Consider the following 22,806-nt stretch of genomic DNA (forward strand, 5'->3'; position numbering starts at 1 on the left):
TTACTAACAGAGAATTGAAATGAAAAAATTAGCAATATATATTTTGGGGTTGCTGGCCGTAGTTAACTTAGCCGGCTGCGACGAATCCAAACTGGAACTTACCAGTCAGAGCAGTTATGATTACAGTACTTATTTTACAACGAGTGATGGATTGAATCAGGCTGTCATCGCAACTTACGCAACGCTTTTGCACAATGGGTTATGGTCGAGAGAGTATTATTACATCTTTGATCTTTTGGGTTACGATGCAAAAAAAACGACGAACCTGCAAGGAGACGTGGCGCAGCTGGCTGATTATTCATTTGGTACCAGTCAAACCCAGATCGGACAGCTTTGGAATAGCCTCTATCGAATGATTCTGCGGGCAAATGTGGTGATAGACCGCGCGAATGTATGGGCACCAACAGTGGCTGCTGATCAGGCTAATGCAAAACAATACATCGCCGAAGCTCGTTTTTTAAGATCGTACGCCTATTTCAACATTGTGAATTTATGGGGAAGAGCGCCGCTGATCACTACTTACGACAGTACGGTTGCCAACAATTATTTCCCTCGTGCTTCAACAGGTGCGATGTGGAGTTTCATTGAAAATGACCTGACACTTGCAGCGGCAGATCTTCCGCTGACATACGATGCAGCCACAGGTTTGGGAAGAGCAACCAAAGGAGCAGCACTTGCATTACTAGGTAAAACATATCTCTATCAGGGAAAATATGCCCAGGCTCAGGCCACTTTTACGCAGCTTACAACAGCTCCGTTTTCGTATAAACTGGATACCTCATATGATAATCTTTTCAGCACATCAAACCAGAGCAGCCCTGAAAACATTTTCCAGGTTATGAATGCGGCCTGGACTGATTGGGGAATTGGCAATCAATATTCGGCTTTTGGCGGACAGGAAACCTGGGGTGGCAGAGCCACTCATTCAGCCCGTGCCCAGGAATATGGATTTAATGACTGGTTTAACACATACATTACTACTGCGGCAGTAAAAGCATTCAAATATACAAATCCTGCAACGGGAGCTTCGTACACCGATCCTCGGGCTTATTCTACTTTCTACGGCAATGCGGAAAGTGGAGGTGATACAGTATACTGCGAAAAGTGTGCATCCGGAAAAGTTACATTTCCCTTTAAAGCCAATGATCCGCAGGGATATTATGTGTGGAGAAAATATGAGTATTATGATGAAGTGGCCACTTATGGTGGACCGGCAAGCAGTATCAATGGGCAGGTAATCAGATATGCTGATGTTTTACTGATGTTGGCAGAATCATACATTCAGCAGGGTCAAACCGGAGCACAGCCACTTGCTTTAATTAATCAGGTAAGAAAAAGAGTAAATGCTTTCCAGTATACAGACCTTGGAGCAAGTAAAACAGAAGCTATGGCCATTTTGATGCGGGAAAGACAACTGGAATTAACCGGAGAACAAACCCGTTATTTTGACCTGATCCGCTGGGGACTTGCCAAGCAGACCATCAATGCGGAAAGATCGGCAGAACCAGGTGATGGAAAATCTCCATTTCAGGATAAACACGTTTTATTCCCGATTCCGGATGTTGAGAAAAATTACAATCCGAACGTTGAAAAGGATATTGCCAATAACTGGAACTAGGGATTGGTTGAGTTGAAAATTTTGAATAGATGCGCCGGAGGGATAATTCCTTCGGCGCATATTTTTTGCACAATCCAAGGCACACTTAATTATTCCTTTAAAAGCTGCCTGATATCTGCTGAAAGCTGTTGAACTTCAAGTTCCAGTGTGCCATTATAAATTCCGCGAATTCGTTTGTTTTTATCGACAAGGATAATGTGTTCCGTATGAAGGAACTGAGTACTGTCTTTTGTGAAACCCAGATACTCTTCGGCAAAATATGATTTTCTGGCAAGTGTGTAAATCTGACTTTTATTACCGGTTAACAAATGCCAGTTTTGCGAAGTGATTTCATGCTGTACTGCAAATTTTTTCAATCGTCGGACGTCATCAATCCAGGGAGTAACACTAAATGAAAGCATTACCACACCAGGGTTATTATAATATTTGCTTTGTATGAGTTTTAAATGTCTGGTCATCACCGGACAAATACTGATGCAACTGGTAAATATAAAATTGGCAATATGAATTTTACCGTCAATTTCTTTATCAGTTATATTATTTCCGTTTTGATCCGTAAATGAAAAAGCAGGTATAACGTGTTTGACTTTTTTATTTATTTCTTCTGAGGATGACAAGAATAAAGGAGAAAAATCTGCCGTGTTATAATATGGCAATTTAGCGGCATCTGTATGTTCAGAACATTCAGTTACCAGAGTTGAAATGATCATAACACTAATTATTGAAAACACTATCCGCAACATTGACGCAATTTTTTGTTCCGAGTAATCCATATCTTCTTCCGTTAAGTACAATGTAGTTAGCTCTCACCTTTCCATTATCATAAAACATCGTTTGCGATCCTTCTTCATGTCCCTTTTTATAATGCATATTCCTGATCAGCTCGCCATCACGGTTCCATTCCTTGCAAGAGCCTTCGTACTCATCATTTTCAAAGTGGTACAAAAGTTTATTTTTTCCATCTTCCCACCAAGCCTGATACAATCCGGTTTTGCGGCCGTGATAAAATTTCCGTTTCTCCTGCATTTTGCCATTAGCGTAATATTTGACTCTGGCGCCATGCTCTTTTCCTTCTTCAAATCCGGAAATTTCCACGGTATCCCCCGAAGGAAATAAAGTATAAACAGAACCAGTGAAAGGTTCTCTGTTGTAAAACAAAGAACCTTTGATACGCTTAAAATTTGTTGAGGCACCATTAACAAATACTGATCTTTCCATAGTAGAAGAATTACATCCAGTGGATAGAATGAGCAGATATAAACCTAACTTACTCAGAAACTGTACCTGCTGTACCATAAAACCCACTGCCGTTTATATAAGGATCGCTACTGGTGATGTGATAATGGTAAATCCCGTTTGGATAATCAGCTGTTGCCAGGATATGCCCATGATAAGCATCCAAAGAGCTGTCAACTACCAGTGATCCGTTTTCTTCCGGTCCATACACCGGAAACCCATCCAGCAGAAATCCTAATAATGCTGATTTTGATGCTTTAACAGTAGTCAGGTAAAGTGGTTCTACGTGATAGTGATACTGTCCGGTTTGCTGCGGATGGCCCCAATATTGATCAAAACTTGTCGCCTCACTCGTAAGAGGCTGATTTGGACCAGCATATTGATTAAAAAATGGAACACCATTTAAAGAGATTCCAATTGGGCCTAATGGAGTCGCAGAATGGGTTGTGGCCACTTTCGGGTCAAGTGGAATTTTAAAGGTGTAAGCCTGTTCAGAAATAGCATTAGGATTTTTATTAAATGTGTTACCGGCAAAAGTAGTACCGCTGAAATTCTCATATAAGCTATTGCTTGTCGCGTAATAAACACTTTTATGATCCGGAACCCCTTTTGTTTTGATTGTTACATAAGTTCCGTCGGAAGTAATACTCGTTGCTCCGTAAATTTTGGAATAAATGGCAGGAACCACGTTATCAGTCGTCGTCACGTCATCAGAATCACTCTTGCATGCAGTAATCAGGAAGCAAAATGAAAATAGGATAAGAATCGATTTATTCATGGTTGTCCGGGCTTTAATATTGGTAAATATTTAAAACTTAGACACATTTCCCGTCATTTGGTAACTGAGGCAGGATAACTATTTCATAATCTGAATTTTATCGTCTTTAATGACCTTTAATGCTATTATATAGCTTGTTATTTTAAATATGAAGAGAAATTGTTTAATATGATTTTTCAGAGTATTTATTGACAGTTTTTACTTTATTGATAAAGTTGAAACAATTAAATTTTTTCATTTTAAATTGATCCAATCTTCTGACAGAGATGAATATATCAAGATGCGTTCCGCTTTTTTTTCTTTTCATTATTTCGAGTTTTGGTTTCTCGTTCCAAAATGAAAAAAGAGGAAATACACAGAAACTCGCCAGAGATTCCCAGCTCCGCATTATTCAAAACCAATCCGCAGAAACGATCAGTATTTTTCGGGGCAATGAAACGAAGCCGATTTTAACCCAAAACGCCAAGGCTAATTTCCGTCCCTATTTGCATCCTCTGGTTGCCCCGGACGGTAAAGGTATTTTAACTGAATACAGTCCCGGCCATCACAAACATCAAACCGGAATTTATTGGGGTTATGCCAGGGTGAACGGAAGAGATTATTTCCATCACCCGGATGCAGGATATTGGCGGCGGGTTTCGGCAAAAGTGGTTGAGGCAAAAGGTGTGGAAGTGAAGTGGCAAACGGTTTATGATCTGCTGGATTCTACCGGGACAGCCGTTTTGACAGAAACACAAAATTGGTCAATGCGCGAAAAAGACGGGAAATATTTACTGGATCTGGAATGGAACGGAGAGGCACAGACGGATGTGACCATCGGGAAGTACGACTATGGCGGCTTGTTCGTTCGTATGCCCTGGAAGGAGGGTATCAAAGGAGAAGTAATCAATGCTGCCCGTCAGCGAAATGAAAAAGCGGAAGGCCAAAATGCACTTTGGGTTGACATTGGGATGCAGGTTGAAGGAAGAAATGATCTGGCGCATATTGCCATCTTTGATCATCCTGAAAACAAAGGATATCCGCAAACCTGGCGTGTTGACAGTCAGCTCGGTGCCGGCCCGGCGCGGGCGCGTAAGGAAGACTGGCATATCAAAAAAGGTGAAACCGAAGTGATCAAACATGAACTGGTGGTTTATACAGGTGAGCTCAATGATGTGGCATTGACAAAAACATTTGGCGATTTTATCGGAAACAATGGCACTTATAACACAGCCGCACTTTGGGCCATTGCGCAAAAGGAAGGCAGGGAAGCGAAATTTCTGAGTGCTCAGGAAGCCGTTGCCGCGATGACGATCAAGGATGGATTTATAGTAAATGCTTATGCATCCGAACCGATGATGACCCAGCCAATGGCTTTTTGCTGGGATGACAAAGGACGAATGTGGATCGCTGAAAATAAGGACTACGAATCCCGTGGAAAGGGATTTTCTAATGCAGGAGACAGCCGCATTCTTATTTTGGAAGATACGGACGGCGACGGCGTTGCTGACAAACGAAAAGTTTTCATGGAAGGTATTGCATTTCCTTCTGCGCTGGCGGTTGGCTTCGACGGCGTATTTATCGGAGCACCGCCAAATTTGCTTTTTGTCCCTGACAAAAACGGTGATGACAAAGCGGATATGGATGATATTGAAGTACGTTTGACCGGCTGGGGCATTCGGGACCGGCATGAAACGCTGAACAGTTTTCATTGGGGACCTGATGGCTGGTTATATGGTTTGCAGGGTTTCGCAACGCCGTCAAAAGTGGGTAAGCCAAAAGGAAAGGGAAAAATCTACAAACATAAGGATACATTTCCGGAGGATATTCTTGAAGGTGAAGGCACGGATATCAATGGTGGCGTTTGGCGTTATCATCCGACAAAAGATAAGTTTGAAGTAGTAGCGCACGGATTCAGTAATCCCTGGGGAATTGATTATGATGCCAAAGGACAATTGCTGATGACGGCCTGTGTGATACCGCATCTATGGCATGTCATTCCTGGTGGAATTTATCATCGTCAAGGCGGACAACATTTCAATCCATATGTTTACAATGATATTAAAACCATAGCAGATCATAGTCATCGTTCGGCGCATGGTGGAGCCAGGGTTTATCTTTCTGACGCTTTTCCGAAGGAGGAAAGGGGTAAGATATTTATGGCCAATATTCATGAACATGGAATTTTGTCTGATAAACTGATATCCAAAGGCTCCGGGTTTATTGGCAAACACGGAGATGAATTCATGATGGCGAATAATGCGCAGTGGGTAGGTTTTAGTATGGAAATAGGCCCGGAAGGTGGCATGTATGTGCTCGACTGGCATGATGCCGATATTTGCGGTTCAGATGTTTTGAATTCCGAAACAGGAAGGATTTTCAGGATTATGCCAAAAGTTTCAAAGGCTGAAAACTGGAAAGACCGCTATGCCGATCTCGGTAAGTTTTCCGATTTGCAACTTGCAGAATTGCAGGCCAGTCCCAGCGAATGGCATGCAAGACGGGCAAGAATTATCCTGCAAAACAGAGCGGCCAAAGGAAAGATTGATAAAACTGCTCAGGATCGTATACAAGATTTATATCAAAACAGCCCTAATTCTGACTGGCGTCTCAGAGCCATGTTGACATTACAGATAACCGGAAGCTTCACGGAAAAAATATTATCAGATGCATTGAATGACGGTGATGAATATATCCGCTCCTGGGCAATCCAGTTTTTGACAGAAGATAAAAACGTTTCCCCGGAGACCATTTCAAAACTAGACCAAATGGGTCAGACTGACAAATCTGCCGTAGTGCGTCTTTATCTGGCATCTGCGTTACAAAGGATGGATTTAAATGCAAGATGGAAACTGGCTAACGCTTTGGTAGCACATGCAGAAGATATCAACGATCATAATTTACCAAAAATGATCTGGTATGGCATTGAGCCATTAGTCAAAGAAAATCCGGCGCGTTCCATGGAACTGGCAAGCGTCAGCAGGATTCCGATGATAACCCAATTCATTGCAAGAAGAGCTGTGGATGCAGACGCGGTTGAAGTATTGGTGGAGGCTATTGGAAAATCAACTATAAATCAGAAAGCATTATTGGAAGGTATGCGCGACGGTTTGGATGGCAGAACGGATCTGAAAGCACCTGCAAACTGGAATGCGGTTTATGCCAAATTAAAACTAAAAGAAAAGTCAGTAGTATTGCTTGCCAAAGAAATGTCACAGCATTTTGGTGATACAGAAGCGGCAAAAACTGCGATGATTATTTTGAAAAATAAGAAAGCGACAGTCGGGGAACGTCGGAAATCATTACAATTATTAAGTTTAAGACAAAGACCTGAGCTTGAAAAAGAATTGCCATTACTATTGGAAGATATAAATCTTCGTCTGGATGTCATTCGTGCCATGGCTGGTTATGACAGCGAAACTTTGGCCAGGCTGCTGATTGAACGTTATCCAAAATTCAACTCAACTGAAAAATCGGAAACCATTCAAACCCTGGCTTCCCGGCCAAAATCTGGCTGGTTACTGACGCAGGCCATTTCCAAAAATTTAATTCCCAAAAAAGATATTCCGACCTATGTTGCCAGACAACTAAGAAGGGTAGTAGGCAGTGGTTTTGTTGAAGTATGGGGGCCGATTGACCACGTCGCTTTTGATGAAAAGGCTTATAAAAAGTACAAAAATCTTTTGTCGGACAAAGCGGTATCAGGCGGAAGTTCCGGTAACGGACGTCTGGTTTTTCAAAAAACCTGTGCGCCCTGTCATAAAATGTATGGAGAAGGCGGGATTATTGGTCCTGAACTTACTGGTTCTAATCGTGCCAATCTTGATTATTTGCTGGGAAATCTGCTTGATCCAAGCGGAGAAATTCAGGATGATTATAAGATGGTGGTGGTCACAACCAGGGATGGCAGGACTTACGTTGGAAATATTGCCAAAGAAACGGACAGGCAACTGATTTTACGGATCGTTGGCCAGGATGCCGTGGCAATCAATAAACCTGACATTCAAACGAGGGAAGTAACGCCGGTTTCCATGATGCCATCCGGACTTTTGGAAACGTTGTCAGATAAGGAAATTACAGATCTGATCGGATATATGCGGACTACCAAACAGGTGATGGTTCAAAAGTAGATTTTTAGAGGAATGGCTTTAAATGAGAAGAACTTATAAATAAATTATATGCAAAATCAGGAAATTTCAAGACGGGAATTTATAGCTAATTCGTCGCTGGCAGCGGCAGGATTTGCACTGCTTTCCGGATCGGCTTTTGGTGCACCCGCCTATATCAAAAATCTGGGCAAGCCCAACTCACTATTCAACGGTGTGCAAATTGGTGCCATCACTTATTCCTGGCGCAGTATGCCCGGCAACGCAGAGCAGATTTTGCAATATTGTATTGACTGTAACATCAGCGCCATTGAATTAATGGGCCCAACCGGTGAATCTTTTGCAGGAGCTCCAACCGCACCGCCAAGACCTTCGATGGCTCCGGGGCCAAACGGACAGCGTCCGGAAATGACGCCTGAACAAAAAGCAGCCCAGGAAGAATATGCCATAAAAATGGCCGAATGGCGTGCGAAGGTTTCGATGGATAAATTTGTTCAGCTACGGAAAATGTATAACGATGCCGGTGTAAGTATTTATGCATTCAAACCATCGGCGTTAGGTGTAAAAAACACGGATGCGGAGGTGGATTACGCTTTTCGTGCAGCCAAAGCATTAGGTGCAAGTCATACCACGGTTGAATTGCCGACAGATCCGGCCCAAACGAAACGTCTGGGTGAAATTGCAGCTAAAAATAAAGTTTACATAGGTTATCACGGACACTTGCAGCAAACTTTTGATGCCTGGGATGTTGCCCTGGGTCAGTCAAAATACAATGCAATGAATTTTGATATGGGACATTACGTAGCTGCTGGTTTTGATCCGTTGGTTTTCATTCCTGCCAAACATGAGCATATCGTCAGTATGCACACAAAAGACAGAAAAATCAAAGCAAATGGCGGGCAAAATGTTCCCTGGGGCGAAGGTGACACGCCAATTGTGGCAGCACTTGAAATGATACAAAAGAACAAATATAAATTCCCGGCAACGATTGAACTGGAGTATGATATTCCGGCTGGTTCGGATGCAGTGAAGGAAACGGCCAAGTGTGTGGAATATGCCCGGAAGGCTTTGAAGGCATAGGGAATTAAGAGTTTTATCGAAACCGCCGGATTGATTTATCATGATCTGGCGGTTTTGTTTTATGGAGAAAACGTTTTCGTGTCTATCTTTATGCTTCATTATTAAAGCGTCAGTTATGCAAACCGAAGACCTTCTAAAACAAATCGAATTCATCAAAGAAATTGATAAACTAAAATATATACAGCGCCGCACTAAATTATTTAATAGCGATAGAAATGAAAATGATGCAGAACATAGCTGGCATTTAGCGATGATGGCCATCATTTTGTCAAACCATTCCAATATGGAAATTGATGTGTTGAAAGTCGTGAAAATGGTATTGATCCATGACATCGTTGAGATTGATGCCGGTGATACCTTTCTTTACGATACGACTAAAAATCATACAAATACAGACGAGGAATTATTGGCAGCCAAAAGGATTTTCGGATTATTGCCGGATGCACAGCGTGATGAAATGATTGCAGTCTGGGAAGAATTTGAAGCCGGAGAAACCGCCGAGGCCAGGTTTGCAAAAACGATGGACCGCCTTGAACCACTACTTCAAAATACATCCAACAACGGAGGAACCTGGAAAGAATTTGACGTGGATTATCAAAAGGTGTATGACAAAAAAAGTGTAATGAAATATGGTTCTGAATCTATTTGGAGTTATGCAGAGAATTTGATCAATGAAAGTGTTGAAAAAGGAATATTGAAAAAGGAATAATCTGAAAATCTGCTCCACTTATTACTGCAAGTAACTTATTGTTAATAAGATACGATTACCGTTTACTAAAAATTTAATTTTAACGCCCTTAGATTGAGTAAATTTGATTTCATCCTTAAACGCAAAATTTATGTATATTTTCGTTGAAATGTGGAATCCAAAACAAGCCTGGCTTGACCTGCCGACTTCTGAACGTACCGCCTACATTACCGCCGTTGGCGGAGCAGTTGAAAGTGTGTTAGCCAGCGGCGTGGAGATTATTACATGGTCTTTTAACGATAGTACAATTGACAATTTTAATGGGTTCCAATACTTTGCAATCTGGAAATTTCCAACTCAGGATATGGTGAAAAGCTTTCAGAAAATGGTTGTTGATGCAGGTTGGTACAATTACTTTGAACAGGTAAATGCATCCGGACTGATTGGGGAGCCGGGCCCGGTGTTGGACCACTCCATTGCCCTTTGAAAGATTGCATTGTTAAATCATGTTAAAAATGATTCCCACATGATTAACAGCGGTTTAAGATTCTTAAATTGTCAGCTAAATGCTGACCATTTGTGAATCACTATGTTAAAAAACTACTTTCAAATTGCTTTAAGAAATCTGAAAATAAACCGGATCTACGCTGCCATTAACGTTTTTGGTTTAGGACTTGGAATTGCAGGCGCATTGCTCATTTTTCTTTTTTTGCAATATCATCTTAGTACAGACAGACACCAATCTGACTTCGACCGTATTTACAGAGCCGTTTTGAATGTTCGCCTGGACGAGGGTATTGAATACGAGCGGGGTTCTGCCTATGCCATGGCCACTGCACTTTCCCAGGATTACTCCCAGATCGAGAAAGTAGGTTTTGTGAGCCAGTTACCAAACGTAACCTTATCCGCAAATTTAAAGGGCGAGGTGAAAAGATTTATTGAAAAGGAAAACGTTGCCTATGCGGATCAGGGTTATTTGGATATTTTTTCATTTGACTGGATTCAAAAAAATGGTTCCGTTTTGTTGAATGAGCCTTTTACCGTCGTGATAAGCCAGGAAATGGCTTTAAAATATTTCGGTGATGATGATGTTATTGGAAAAACTTTAAGGCTTAACAATGCCAACGATTTAAGAGTCGTCGGGATAATGAAAAACCAATCCAAGCCGACAGATCTAAAATTCAATATTTACATTTCTCTTCCAACATTAAAAAAACTTGAACCAACAGACTGGATCAGTGACTTTAACTGGGTCAATAGCAGAAGCTTTACTTTTGTGAAAATATCGGAAGGAAGTAAAAGTCAGGCCATCGAAAATGCCATCAACGCTAATCATACCAAATACTACGGACAAACTGCCCAATATCCTGAAAACAAACTGCAACCATTATCAGACCTTCATTTTGACGAAAGATATGGCGGTCAGATACGGAAATCTATTTTATGGGTCTTGGCCGGTATCGGAGTTTTTCTATTGATCATTGCCAGCATCAATTTCATAAATCTTGCAACGGCACAAGCACTGAAACGTGGAAAGGAAATCGGTATCAGAAAGGTTTTGGGAAGTATGAAGAGCCAGATTTTCTGGCAGTTTATGGCTGAGACGGCCTTAATTACTGTTATGGCCTCAATTCTGGCATTGATCTTTGTCTTTTTGCTGATACCGTCACTAAATAACTGGACCCAGACAAAAGCATTTCAATTCAGTACAGTGTTTCAGTTTAAAGTGATCTTATTCTGGCTTGTAACGGTATTGATCGTTATCGGATTTGCAGGTTTTTATCCTTCCGTTATTATTTCAGGCTTCAATCCGGTTTCAGCACTGAAAAGTAGACTGGGTTCGCAACAAATTGGCGGAATCGGATTAAGACGTTCGCTGATAACCGTTCAACTAATCATTGCCCAGATATTAGTGATCGGTACCCTGGTTTTGGTATTACAACTTAAATTTTTTAAAAATGCAGATCTCGGCTTCGATCAGAATGCGGTGATATCGATTCCCTTGCCAAAGTCTGATACAATACAGAAAACGAAGGATGCATTGAAAAATGATATGCTGCAATATCCTGATATCAAGTCTGTTTCACTGCAATATGAAGCACCCACATCCAGCATGGGCTTCGGAGGATCTGTTCGTTTTGATAATCGGGTAACATGGGAGAAATTTGTTATCAGAGATCGTTTTGGAGACGAAAGTTATCTGGATACGTACAAAATGCCGCTGCTTGCCGGGCGTCATATAGTCAAACGGGATTCTGTTGTTGAATTTGTGATCAATGAGGAATTGATGAAAAGGTTAGGCATCAGGGATGCGAAGCTAATTCTTGGTAAACAGTTAGAAGATGGCTGGTCCGGTTACAAGGGAGAAATTGTTGGTGTCGTCAAAAGTTTTCATCTGAAGTCACTGCAAGAACCCATCGAGCCCTGTGTGATTTTCGCTAATCCGAAATTGTATAAGGAAGTGGCCGTTAAACTGAATACTAAAAATCTATCCCGATCCATTGAGCATATTAACCAGGCCTGGCAAAAAACATATCCTAACGAAGTTTTTTCGTATGAATTTGTTGATGAAAAGATTGCGAAATTTTATGAAAAAGAAGAACAACTGACATCGCTGATCCGGTCATTTGCGATGGTTGCCATTTTTATATGCTGTCTGGGTTTATACGGCATGGTTGCGTTTATGGTAACGCAAAAAACCAAAGAGATAGGCGTCAGAAAAGTCCTTGGCGCGAGCGTCAGCAACATTATTTCATTATTTGGAAGGGAATTTTTGATATTGGTAACAGTTGCTTTTATGATTGCAGCACCCATCGCCTGGTATGCCATGAAAAACTGGCTGAATCAGTTCGCTTACCGAATTAATCTGGAATGGTGGATACTGGCTTCCGGCGGCATTATAATTCTTTTGATTACATTAATAACGGTTGGTTATAAAGTTATTAAGGCAGCACTGATGAACCCCGTTAATAGTTTGACATCGGAGTAGTTTGCTTTCTGACTCATTTCTTTTTCTCGCTCTACACTAACCCAGGGTTTTAGCCTTGGGTTACAAGCCATCTGCTTGGCAAAAGGCTTTGGCCATTGGTAGCTGGTATTCACCAGGGCTCGAAATGATTTCAACAAAAAAAATCCTGTTTTTATGCCCATTCCAACGCAAGGAATCTTATGTTTAGGATAAAATTCCTAAACATAAGATTCCCTGATAAAATGAGTATTAATTTTAAAATTTTAACCTTCCTTTATTGTTGTGTTTTATTCGAGACAAATGCCCAGAATATATCCATTTGGAAACCCGATCTTGAAAGGAAAAAACCACAAGACTGGCTCGTCCGGCCTTTCACAGAAAAGGCGGAGATATTTAAAAGTTCGGACGGAAAAGATATCATTCTGTATAACGGATTGTTGAAAAGGACATTTCGAATCTCGCCGGATCTTGGTTGTGTAGATTTTAAAAACCTTTCGAACGGTCAGCAGTTACTGAGAGCGGTCAAAGCGGAAGCCAGAATTACAGTAAATGGAATAAATTATAATATTGGTGGCTTATACGGACAAAAAGAAAATGCGTATTTATTACCGGAATGGGTTGACAAGTTAAAATCTTCCGACAGTGCCTTTCACTATACCACCTACGAAATTCAGGATATAAAGCCATACCTGAACTGGAAGACGTCTATGTGGACCGGCAATAAAAAAAATGCTACGGGCAAAACTGTTTCCTTTCATTATGCATCCGCGTTGCCCGCGTTAAAAGGACTGGAAGTGGTTGTCCATTATTCGCTTTATGATGGTATTCCGCTGATCAGCAAATGGGTAACCATTAAAAATAATACAGGTTCTCCGGTAACTATCAATCAGGTTGTTAATGAAATTCTCGCGGTTGTTGAGGAGGAAAGTGCAGTAGTTGGCACACCGGAAGAAATGTCAAAACCCAATGGGATTTATATTGAAAATAACTTCGCGTATAACAATGCGATGCGCTATCATTTGAGCGATCAGGCCACGCATTGGAAAGTCGATCCGTTGTATACTTCACAGGTAAATTATGATTTTAAAACGCCTTGCTTACTGGAAGTCTATCCCAAAAGAGACATTGGAATTGTACTTGAAAAAGGTCAGTTTTTCGAATCTGTCAGGACCTATGAGTTGTTGAATGACAAATATGACAGGGAGAGAAATGGACTGGCTGTACGGAAGATGTACCGTACAATTGCGCCATGGACCACAAGTAACCCGATTTTTATGCATCTTGTCAGTAAAAACGATGAGGAAGTCCGCACGGCAATAGATCAGTGTGCTGCAACGGGTTATGAAGCTTTAATTTTAAGTTTTGGCAGCCATTGTAACATGGAAGATACCACAGCAGCCAATCTGAAAAAGTGGAAAGAACTGGCAGATTATGCCCACAGTAAAAATATTTTCATCGGAAGTTATTCCCTTTTCAGTTCAAGGAAAATCAGCGTGGAGGATGACGTGATTGATCCAAAAACCGGAAAACCCGGAGGTGCGTTTTTTGGCAACGCACCTTGTATGGGAAGCAAATGGGGACTGGGCTATATTAAAAGTTTAAAACGTTTCATGACTGCCACCGGCTTCAATATTTTTGAAAATGACGGACCATATCCCGGAGATGTTTGTGCATCTGCCACACATCCGGGCCACTTGGGACTGGAAGATTCACAATGGAAGCAAATGGAATTGCAAAAAGGATTATATCGCTGGTGTAATGAGAATGGCATTTATGTCAATGCGCCTGACTGGTACTTTCTTGACGGGACAAACAAAACTGCGCTTGGTTACCGTGAGGTAAATTTCTCGCTTTCGCGTGAGCAGCAAATGATTCTTAACAGACAGAATATTTTCGATGCCATGTGGAATGAAATCCCATCCATGGTCTGGGGTTTTGTGCCGCTTACAAAATATCAGGGGGGTGGGCCGGAAGCTATTCTGGAGCCGCTTTCTGAACATCTGGATGCGTACAAACAATTGATGATGCAATATTACGGAGCCGGAATCCAGGCCTGTTATCGTGGCCCCAGGTTATATGATACGGATCTTACAAAAAAGACAGTCATCGAAGTAGTCAGTTGGTATAAGAAATACCGTGATATTTTAAATTCCGACATTATCCACCTGCGCCGTGCCGATGGCCGGGATTGGGACGGAATTATGCATGTTAATCCGGGTTTGAAGGAAAAGGGTTTGGTAATGCTTTACAATCCACTGAATGAAAGCGTTACCCGAGATATAAAACTTCCTGTATATTATACATCAAAACACACCAGTTTGAAAATCAGGGAAAAGGAAGGGTTAGCAAAAGCGTATCAGGTCGACAGAGAATTTAATGTGCCGCTAACCGTTCTGATTCCTGCCCGAAGTTATACCTGGCTGGTTTTAGAATAGAAATAATTTACGATTTCTCAACACAGAAAATATACAAAACATGACTTCAAAATCTTCTATAATCCGGTTAGATTCCATTGACATTTTCAGGGCACTGACCATGTTCATTATGATATTCGTAAATGACCTCTGGACGCTGGAAGGTGTTCCGCAGTGGCTGGAGCATAGTGCGGCCAAAGACGACGCCATGGGTTTTTCTGATATTATTTTTCCATGTTTTCTCTTCATCGTTGGCCTTTCAATTCCTTTTGCTATCGCCAACAGAAAATCAAAGGGTGACAGCGACCTGACTATTATAAGGCATATCGTCGAAAGAACGGTTGCATTGCTTTTGATGGGAATTTTCACAGTGAATCTTGAAAGCGCAAACGATGGGATGATTATTAGCACCTACGTTTGGGAAATATTTATGGTCATTGGCTTCTTTTTAATCTGGAATGTCTATCCCGACAAGCCTGAAAATAAATCTGTTTACAGACTTTTAAAATTTATTGGGCTGCTGATCCTTATCGGACTTGCGGTAATTTACAAAGGTGGGGAAGCTGATCATATTGTCTGGATGCAGACACATTGGTATGGAATTCTTGGACTTATTGGCTGGACGTATCTTATCTGTGCGTTGGTTTATTTACTTCTCGGTGATAACGTTGCATTAATTATCCTGGTCTGGGTGTTTTTTGCAGTCTTTAATATGGCTGAGTTTTCGGGCGCACTTGGTTTTCTGCATCAAATACGCCCGCATGTATGGATAGTCGGCAGCGGATCTATGCCTGGATTTGCTATGGGCGGGATAATTGCTTCAGTCATTTATAGAAAATATTCTAAGCAAATGATGCCCACTACATTTCTGCTTGTCCTAATAGGTTTGGGCATACTATCTTTTGCGTACGGTTTTGGAACGAGACCATTCTGGGGTATTTCAAAGATCAGGGCAACTCCTGCCTGGGTTGGTATATGCAGCGGTATCAGTTTTATTGCCTTTGCTTTTTTCTACTGGCTGACTGATTTGAAAGGAAAGAAAAGCTGGGCCGAAATCCTGAAACCAGCCGGAACTTCAACGTTAACCTGTTACCTGATTCCTTATATCTGGTATGCTGTAATTGCCCTGGCCGGAATCAGTTTGCCGATCTTTTTGAGAACAGGAATAATTGGCATCATTAAATCCTTACTTTTTTCCCTGGTTGTAGTTTTGATAACCGGTTTAATCAACAGGATTGGTATCAAACTGAAAATTTAAAAACATGATTTTTCTTTGTAATAAACGAAGCAGATGCTTTGTATTAAATGTACATTAAATCTATTTATGTAGTTTAGTCTTCCGCGTTGGTATATTTCCGGCTATTTGACTTTATAGTTTGAAATCTGTTTACAAAACGAAATCAGGATGAATAAAAGACGTGAATTTGTAAAAAAAGGAATTACGGGTTTGATGGCTGGTTCGATAATTTCGATGCCGGAAAAATTCTTTGTTCTGGTAAAAGAAAAGAAAGAAGACTTGTTCAAGCTTGCAATGGCAGGTTTTAGTTTTGTCAATTTCAATCTGGATCAGTCGCTTGAAATGATGAAGAAAACCGATGTCCATTACCTTTGCATCAAAGACTTTCATCTGCCTTATACAAGCACTGCCGAACAAATTGCTGCCTTTCATGAAAAGCTGAAACAGTCGGGCGTGACAGGTTACGGCGTGGGGCCTATTTACGCAAAGACTACAACCGAAATTGACAACGCTTTTGATTATGCAAAAAGGGTAGGTGTGAAGTTAATTGTCGGAATTCCCAACCATGCAGATTTGCCATATGTTGCTAAAAAAGTTAAAGAATCTGGCATTCGCTACGCCATTCATATTCATGGGCCGGGTGATAAGTTATATCCCAATGCAATGTCAGTTTACAATCTGATTAAGGATATAGATCCTGGTGTCGGGATTTGTTTTGATATGGGTCATGATGCCCGCTATGGAAATGATCCCATCGCTGATCTCGAAAAATATCAGAAACGGATTTTTGATATACACCTTAAAAACGTAACCTCCGCCACGCACGACGGCACAACCTGTGAACTTGGCCGTGGCGTTATCGACGTTCCTTTATTCATAAAAACGCTGCGAAAAATAAAGTATTCCGGTATGTGCAGTCTGGAATATGAGAAGGATATGAAAGATCCGCTGGCCGGAATTGCGGAGTCAGTTGGTTATTATAAGGGCGTTTGTGATGCGGTTTGATCTATGTAATTTCGATTTACCATGCAAGAAAAGGTTTTTTGACCCATTCTGATTTTTGAATGAACTGATAAACAACTATTTAAGTTAATGCTGCTTATTTTCATGTTTTTCTGGTGCTCAAAAGAGCCTTAAAACGCTATTTTTGTGTTAACATAATAGTGGCCTTCATAACAAGGGCCTAAATTTTCAACTGATTTTTAAACATAAATTTGTTAAACTCATGCTTCAATCGACACCATTTGATCAGACAGCAGCATATAAGAAGCTGAAAACCCACCATAAAACAATTTCTCAAAAACATTTAAAAGATCTTTTTCTTGAAGATCCGGACCGCGCACGTAAATTTTCTTTGCGTTTTGGCGATATCGTTCTGGATTATTCTAAAAACAGGATTACGACCCGTACCAGAGCTTATCTGGTTCAACTTGCGGAGGAGTGTGGTTTGTCTGATGCTATTGAACAAATGTTTAGCGGAGAAAAAATCAATGCCACCGAAGGACGCTCGGTTTTACATACTGCCCTTCGTAACAGGTCCAATACCCCTGTTTTGGTGGATGGAAAAGATGTCATGCCGGATGTCAACGAGGTATTGGCAAAAATGAAAGATTTCTCCAATAAAGTACGTTCCGGTTCATGGAAAGGATATACAGGAAAAGAAATTACAGATATCGTTAATATCGGTATTGGCGGAAGTGATCTGGGACCTGTAATGGTAACTGAAGCACTAAAATCATATGGAAAAAAAGGTTTAAATGTGCATTTTGTTTCCAACGTGGACGGTACGCACATCGCGGAGACTGTAAAATCACTTGATCCTGAAACGACTTTGTTCATGATCGCTTCCAAAACTTTTACCACCCAGGAAACTATGACAAACGCGCTTACGGCTCGTGGCTGGTTTTTGGAAAAAGCAGAAGATGAGGAGCATGTGAAAAAGCACTTTGTAGCCATCTCAACCAACCGTGCCGAAGTAGAAAAATTTGGTATCGATCCTGAAAATATGTTCGGGTTTTGGGACTGGGTAGGCGGTCGTTATTCGTTATGGTCAGCTATCGGTTTGTCTATTGCATGTTTCGTTGGTTTCAATAATTTTGAGCAATTGCTGGCTGGTGCGCATGATATGGATAACCATTTCAGAACGACAAAACTGGAAAGAAATATTCCTGTGATTCTGGGATTACTTGGTGTCTGGTATAACAATTTTTTCGATGCCCAGACACATGCCATTTTGCCATACGACCAATATCTGCACCGTTTTGCAGCCTATTTCCAGCAGGGTGATATGGAAAGTAACGGAAAATATGTGGGACGTAATGGAGAAGCTGTTAACTACCAGACCGGGCCTGTTATCTGGGGAGAGCCAGGTACAAACGGGCAACATGCTTTTTATCAGCTAATTCACCAGGGAACAAAAGTTATTCCCTGTGATTTTATTGCACCTGCCGTAAGCCATAATCCGATCGGAGAGCATCATAAAATGCTTTTATCAAACTTCTTTGCGCAAACAGAAGCACTTATGAATGGTAAAACGTATGACGAAGCAAGTGCAGAATTGAAGGCAGCAGGTAAAAGTAAAGAAGAGATAGATTTTCTAACACCGTTCAAAGTGTTCCAGGGTAATAAACCAACCAACTCGTTTTTGGTTAAAAAGATTACACCGAAAGTATTGGGAAGTTTGCTTGCGATGTATGAGCATAAGATTTTTGTTCAGGGAATTATCTGGAATATTTTCAGCTTTGACCAGTGGGGTGTTGAGCTTGGTAAACAATTGGCAAACAAGATTTATCCTGAACTTCAAAATGACTGGCCGGCTACGAATCACGACAGCTCAACGAACAGTCTGATCAATCAATACAAACGCTGGAGATAACGGTCAAGCACAATCGCTTTAAAACCGAAACCTAAAAAAACACCAATAGAATCTGCCACTATATCGAACAAATCAAATGTTCGGTCTAGTGGCATTATTTCTTGATAGAATTCAATGCCAACCCCATAGGCAATGCCCGCCAGGATTACAGTAATCGATTTTTGTGGATATATTAAAAGCCATAAAACGGTAAATCCTCCGAACAATCCGGCGTGCACCAATTTGTCAAAACCAACCACAGGCGCTTCCGGAATATCCTTTCCGGGCCAGCTGCAAGCCAGCAAAATAAGTAAAGTCCAGAAAATGGCAATCGCTTTATTTCTGGAAAGAAAACTAAGAAAAATCTGAAAAGAATTATCTGGCTGCATAGTTCAGTCTTAAATTATATCCTACAAAGGTAAACTGACTTTTTGGTAATTCTTTGCTGACTGACGCTTCATCCTTATTTGTTAATAATGGATGCCTTTATAATTCAAAACAAAAAGCTGCACCAGGTTTTGTTGGTGCAGCTTTTAGTCAAATACACTTAAAGAGAGGTTACGATTTATATTTTCGCAATAGTAATGCTGACTTGGTATTCCTCTAATTTTGATGTTTGCGGAAGCTCCGGATAAGGCGAAACTTTTTGCATTTTGATTGAATACTTCTGGCCTCCCAATTTAAAAATCTGAGTGCTTGTGTCTTTATTATCATTAACCAGTGCAATGACAGCACTGGTACTGTAAGTGCCATCGGTTATATTGAATTTGACATTTACACTTCCTGCCGAGATACAAGAGGCGTTGATCGGGCACCGGCTGTCATTTACTTCCAATAAAGTGACATTCAAGGGAATTCCGGAAACCGATACCGTGGTAAGTCTGCGATACGTCACACTGGTATATTGCTCTTGTGCCTGAGGTGTTTTATCGTTTTCACTCCTGCATGCAAGACATATAAACCAGAGGCAACCGATAATAATTATTTTCTTCATGGCTAATGTTTTATAATGATAAGATGCAGAAAGGTCGAAAAAGGTTGGAAGGGAATTCTGCTTTTTTTAGGAGTAAAGGTTTACAAAACCAAAATATTTATTAAATTTTTTTATTAAATATAAAATGCTGATAATTAGATATTTGCAACATTTAATTGTCGGAATTGATACGTTATAAGTTGCTGTGGAAGTAATAGCGATTGTTCTGTCAGAATTGAAATACTTATTTTTGTCTGATTTCATATTTATATGGAAACAAAAAATATTCAATTATCTAAAACCCTTTATGCAATCTTTTATTTAAGTTAAATCCTTTATGCGAAAAATTATCTTAGGCCTCTTTATTGTTCTTATTTGTATTTTAAATCCTGCCAGGTCACAAACCACTTATAAATTCACAGACGGTCTGGCTGTCGGGCCGTGTCATCAATATGGCCGTGAAGCAATTTATAAAGATGAATTTGCTTATCAGCTTTATTCCGGGACTCTGTCGAAACCGCAGGATGGGAGCGTTTTTATTAAAAATGAAAAGGGAGAAGAATTAAAATGGAAACCAGTCAAATCGGATACTTCCGGCCGTTTTCGAGGGGAAGCTTTTACCAATGGTTACATCTATTTGACCTACCAATCTCCCAAAGAACAATCAGTTTTGCTGAACATTACCGGTCATGATATGGTTTATGTCAACGGTGTGCCAAGAGGTGGAGATGCCTATCGGTATGGCTGGATGCATTTGCCGGTTCAGCTTAAAAAGGGCAATAATGAATTTTATATCAGAGTAGCCCGCTTCGGAAGATTTGGCGGAATTACGGCCAAATTGACTTTTCCGGTAAAAAATATTGCCTTCAATACTGATGATCTTACACTTCCGCACATTGTTCCGTCTTTGAAAAATGATTCCTTATGGATGGGAATCGTAGTATTGAATAACACATCAAAAAAACTTTCAGATTTGGAGGCCAGCACGGATCTTTCAGGTAAATTGATCACGACAAAACTTCCAGAAATACCACCTATGAGCAGCAGAAAAGTGGGTATATTGGTTGGTGCAAGTGATTCATTGTCAATTGGAAAACATAAGGTCAGTATCAAGCTGGAACAAAACAGAAAAGTAATTGACGAGACAAATGTAGAACTCGAATCTATTGCGGAAGGCAAACATTATAGCCGCACATTTTTAAGTAATATAGATGGAAGTGTACAGTATTACAGCGTTGCTCCACAAAGTAAATCAGATGGAAAAGCGCCGTCTCTTTTCCTTTCCGTTCATGGGGCGGAAGTGCAGGCGATTAATCAGGCACGTGCTTACAAACCAAAAGACTGGGGTGTGGTGGTAGCACCCACCAACCGTCGTCCGCGTGGTTTTAACTGGGAGGACTGGGGAAGGATGGATGCTCTGGAAGTTTTAGAAATCGCAAAAAAACAATATAAACCAGATCCGTCGCGCATTTATTTAACCGGACATTCTATGGGCGGACACGGAACCTGGTTTCTGGGAGCTACATATCCGGGGAATTGGGCGGCTATTGCACCTTCGGCGGGTTATCCAAATCTTTCGTCTTATGGTTCGCATGACGGACAGATTCCTGAAAATTCAGCAATTCCAATGGAAGCGATTTTACTGCGGGCCAGTAATCCGAGTAATGTTTTGGCCTTGGCTACAAATTATAAAAGTCTCGGAGTTTACATTGCGCACGGTGATGCTGATAAAACGGTTTCAGTTGAATACGCGCGTCAGATGAGGAAATTATTGGGGACCTTTCATAACGATTTTAGTTATTACGAGTATCCGGGAGGTGAACATTGGTATGGTGACGAGAGCGTTGACTGGGCACCGATTTTTAATTTTTTCAGCTGGCATAAGATAAAAAAAGATACAGCTGATAATCACATTGACATTAAAATAGCTAATCCTGGCATTTCTTACAAAATGCGTTGGGCAGGAATTTACCAGCAGATTTCCCCACTTAATTACAGCAGAATTCAACTTGACCGTGATAAAATTAAAAATAACATTACGGGGAAAACAGAAAACGCTGCTTTGATTTCCTTAGATCTTACCGGTTTTGATACAGGACGAACTATCAATATTTCACTTGATAGTCTTGCCGCCATTCCTTATACAGTTAAGAATAGTGATGAAACAATTTATCTGAAAAAGAGCAGTAACTGGGAAATTACCTCAAAACCTGATTTAACACAAAAAGGGCCTGCGCGTAACGGAACTTTCAAAGATGGTTTTAAAAGCCGGATGGTTTATGTTTACGCTACCAAAGGATCACCGGAAGAAAATGCATGGGCATTCGAAAAAGCAAGATTTGATTCAGAAACCTGGTATTTTCGTGGTAATGGTGCGGTTGATATTGTTACAGATAAAGATTTTGATCCGGCAAAATTTCAGGATCGTGGAATTGTCCTTTACGGAAACTCAGAAAATAATCTGGCCTGGAATAAACTGCTTGCCGATTGCCCGGTAAAAGTTTCAAGAGGGAAAATTTTTGTGGGCGAATCTCAATTTACCGGCGAGGATTTGGCGGCGTATTTTGTCTGGCCGAGAAAGGATAGCCAAACGGAATCAATTTCTATAATCTCCGGAACAGGTATCAAAGGATTTAAGGCAGCAAATGCAAATCAATATTTCAGCGGCGGAAGTGGCTTTGCTGATCTGATGATCTTTTCAGCAGAGATGTTGAAATCCGGTGTTGAAGGAGTGAAGATGGCAGGATTTTTTGGGAACGACTGGTCTGATGAGAAAGGAGATTTTGTTAAAAAATAAAGGGACCATTAAAGTCCCTGGTTTACAAAAGCATCAGACAAAACCGTCTGGTGCTTTTTCATATACAGCCTGAGAAGA

Annotated in this window: 16 protein-coding genes; 11 read left to right on the forward strand and 5 right to left on the reverse strand. The window is 40.9% G+C overall.

The window, feature by feature from the left end; genetic code table 11:
* Positions 1–19 precede the first annotated feature (19 nt).
* Positions 20–1,618, forward strand: coding sequence for a RagB/SusD family nutrient uptake outer membrane protein (locus LXL81_RS22510; RefSeq protein WP_234649074.1), 1,599 nt, complete (start codon positions 20–22; stop codon positions 1,616–1,618).
* 89 nt (positions 1,619–1,707) lie between these two features.
* Here the strand turns inward: LXL81_RS22510 and LXL81_RS22515 are convergent, their stop codons facing one another.
* From LXL81_RS22515 to LXL81_RS22525, 3 genes are read right to left on the reverse strand one after another with little or no spacing between them, the layout of a single operon-like run.
* Entirely contained in the window at positions 1,708–2,328 is a 621-nt protein-coding gene (locus LXL81_RS22515; protein ID WP_234649076.1) for an SCO family protein, read from the reverse strand.
* Between the two features lie 4 nt (positions 2,329–2,332).
* Positions 2,333–2,836: a toxin-antitoxin system YwqK family antitoxin gene (locus tag LXL81_RS22520; protein WP_234649078.1), complete on the reverse strand. Its 504-nt coding sequence runs from the start codon at positions 2,834–2,836 to the stop codon at positions 2,333–2,335.
* A gap of 49 nt (positions 2,837–2,885) precedes the next feature.
* Positions 2,886–3,632 carry a YHYH protein gene (locus tag LXL81_RS22525; RefSeq protein ID WP_234649081.1) on the reverse strand — a complete coding sequence of 249 codons (747 nt, stop codon included), beginning with the start codon at positions 3,630–3,632 and terminating at the stop codon, positions 2,886–2,888.
* Positions 3,633–3,898: 266 nt separating this feature from the next.
* Between LXL81_RS22525 and LXL81_RS22530 the strand changes: the two genes are divergently transcribed.
* The 9 genes from LXL81_RS22530 to pgi all read left to right on the forward strand — a co-directional run bounded on the left by LXL81_RS22530 (position 3,899) and on the right by pgi (position 18,979).
* Positions 3,899–7,741, forward strand: coding sequence for a PVC-type heme-binding CxxCH protein (locus LXL81_RS22530; protein ID WP_234649084.1), 3,843 nt, complete (start codon positions 3,899–3,901; stop codon positions 7,739–7,741).
* 48 nt (positions 7,742–7,789) lie between these two features.
* Positions 7,790–8,797 carry a sugar phosphate isomerase/epimerase gene (locus LXL81_RS22535; protein WP_234649086.1) on the forward strand — a complete coding sequence of 336 codons (1,008 nt, stop codon included), beginning with the start codon at positions 7,790–7,792 and terminating at the stop codon, positions 8,795–8,797.
* Between the two features lie 115 nt (positions 8,798–8,912).
* Positions 8,913–9,506, forward strand: a complete 594-nt coding sequence (locus tag LXL81_RS22540; protein ID WP_234649088.1) for an HD family hydrolase — start codon at positions 8,913–8,915, stop codon at positions 9,504–9,506.
* 130 nt (positions 9,507–9,636) lie between these two features.
* Entirely contained in the window at positions 9,637–9,972 is a 336-nt protein-coding gene (locus LXL81_RS22545) for a DUF6616 family protein (protein WP_234649090.1), read from the forward strand.
* 102 nt (positions 9,973–10,074) lie between these two features.
* Positions 10,075–12,474, forward strand: a complete 2,400-nt coding sequence (locus tag LXL81_RS22550; RefSeq protein WP_234649092.1) for an ABC transporter permease — start codon at positions 10,075–10,077, stop codon at positions 12,472–12,474.
* A gap of 221 nt (positions 12,475–12,695) precedes the next feature.
* Entirely contained in the window at positions 12,696–14,888 is a 2,193-nt protein-coding gene (locus LXL81_RS22555) for an alpha-galactosidase (RefSeq protein ID WP_234649094.1), read from the forward strand.
* A 40-nt stretch (positions 14,889–14,928) separates the two neighbouring features.
* Positions 14,929–16,125: a DUF5009 domain-containing protein gene (locus LXL81_RS22560; RefSeq protein ID WP_234649096.1), complete on the forward strand. Its 1,197-nt coding sequence runs from the start codon at positions 14,929–14,931 to the stop codon at positions 16,123–16,125.
* Between the two features lie 147 nt (positions 16,126–16,272).
* Positions 16,273–17,109, forward strand: coding sequence for a sugar phosphate isomerase/epimerase (locus LXL81_RS22565; protein ID WP_234649097.1), 837 nt, complete (start codon positions 16,273–16,275; stop codon positions 17,107–17,109).
* A 220-nt stretch (positions 17,110–17,329) separates the two neighbouring features.
* Positions 17,330–18,979 carry a glucose-6-phosphate isomerase gene (gene pgi / locus LXL81_RS22570; protein ID WP_234649100.1) on the forward strand — a complete coding sequence of 550 codons (1,650 nt, stop codon included), beginning with the start codon at positions 17,330–17,332 and terminating at the stop codon, positions 18,977–18,979.
* Here pgi and LXL81_RS22575 read toward each other — a convergent pair.
* Positions 18,958–19,347 carry a VanZ family protein gene (locus LXL81_RS22575; RefSeq protein WP_234649102.1) on the reverse strand — a complete coding sequence of 130 codons (390 nt, stop codon included), beginning with the start codon at positions 19,345–19,347 and terminating at the stop codon, positions 18,958–18,960. The two genes, pgi and LXL81_RS22575, sit on opposite strands and share 22 nt — an antisense overlap.
* A 176-nt stretch (positions 19,348–19,523) precedes the next feature.
* Complete coding sequence (locus LXL81_RS22580) at positions 19,524–19,952, reverse strand: hypothetical protein (protein ID WP_234649104.1); 429 nt, start codon at positions 19,950–19,952, stop codon at positions 19,524–19,526.
* 316 nt (positions 19,953–20,268) lie between these two features.
* On the opposite strand from LXL81_RS22580, the gene LXL81_RS22585 reads away from it, so the two are divergent.
* Positions 20,269–22,728: a prolyl oligopeptidase family serine peptidase gene (locus tag LXL81_RS22585; RefSeq protein ID WP_234649106.1), complete on the forward strand. Its 2,460-nt coding sequence runs from the start codon at positions 20,269–20,271 to the stop codon at positions 22,726–22,728.
* Positions 22,729–22,806: the final 78 nt, after the last annotated feature.

This window comes from Dyadobacter sp. CY356, from assembly GCF_021440195.1.
Lineage (GTDB): Bacteria > Bacteroidota > Bacteroidia > Cytophagales > Spirosomataceae > Dyadobacter.

Coding starts and splice junctions, on each gene's coding strand:
- LXL81_RS22575 (WP_234649102.1), bottom strand. CDS start 19,347: ATGCAGCCAGATAATTCTTTTCAGATTTTTCTTAGTTTTCTTTCCAGA.
- LXL81_RS22525 (WP_234649081.1), bottom strand. CDS start 3,632: ATGAATAAATCGATTCTTATCCTATTTTCATTTTGCTTCCTGATTACT.
- LXL81_RS22535 (WP_234649086.1), top strand. CDS start 7,790: ATGCAAAATCAGGAAATTTCAAGACGGGAATTTATAGCTAATTCGTCG.
- LXL81_RS22545 (WP_234649090.1), top strand. CDS start 9,637: ATGTATATTTTCGTTGAAATGTGGAATCCAAAACAAGCCTGGCTTGAC.
- LXL81_RS22585 (WP_234649106.1), top strand. CDS start 20,269: ATGCGAAAAATTATCTTAGGCCTCTTTATTGTTCTTATTTGTATTTTA.
- LXL81_RS22515 (WP_234649076.1), bottom strand. CDS start 2,328: ATGATCATTTCAACTCTGGTAACTGAATGTTCTGAACATACAGATGCC.
- LXL81_RS22560 (WP_234649096.1), top strand. CDS start 14,929: ATGACTTCAAAATCTTCTATAATCCGGTTAGATTCCATTGACATTTTC.
- LXL81_RS22565 (WP_234649097.1), top strand. CDS start 16,273: ATGAATAAAAGACGTGAATTTGTAAAAAAAGGAATTACGGGTTTGATG.
- LXL81_RS22555 (WP_234649094.1), top strand. CDS start 12,696: ATGAGTATTAATTTTAAAATTTTAACCTTCCTTTATTGTTGTGTTTTA.
- LXL81_RS22540 (WP_234649088.1), top strand. CDS start 8,913: ATGCAAACCGAAGACCTTCTAAAACAAATCGAATTCATCAAAGAAATT.
- LXL81_RS22530 (WP_234649084.1), top strand. CDS start 3,899: ATGAATATATCAAGATGCGTTCCGCTTTTTTTTCTTTTCATTATTTCG.
- LXL81_RS22510 (WP_234649074.1), top strand. CDS start 20: ATGAAAAAATTAGCAATATATATTTTGGGGTTGCTGGCCGTAGTTAAC.
- LXL81_RS22520 (WP_234649078.1), bottom strand. CDS start 2,836: ATGGAAAGATCAGTATTTGTTAATGGTGCCTCAACAAATTTTAAGCGT.
- LXL81_RS22580 (WP_234649104.1), bottom strand. CDS start 19,952: ATGAAGAAAATAATTATTATCGGTTGCCTCTGGTTTATATGTCTTGCA.
- pgi (WP_234649100.1), top strand. CDS start 17,330: ATGCTTCAATCGACACCATTTGATCAGACAGCAGCATATAAGAAGCTG.
- LXL81_RS22550 (WP_234649092.1), top strand. CDS start 10,075: ATGTTAAAAAACTACTTTCAAATTGCTTTAAGAAATCTGAAAATAAAC.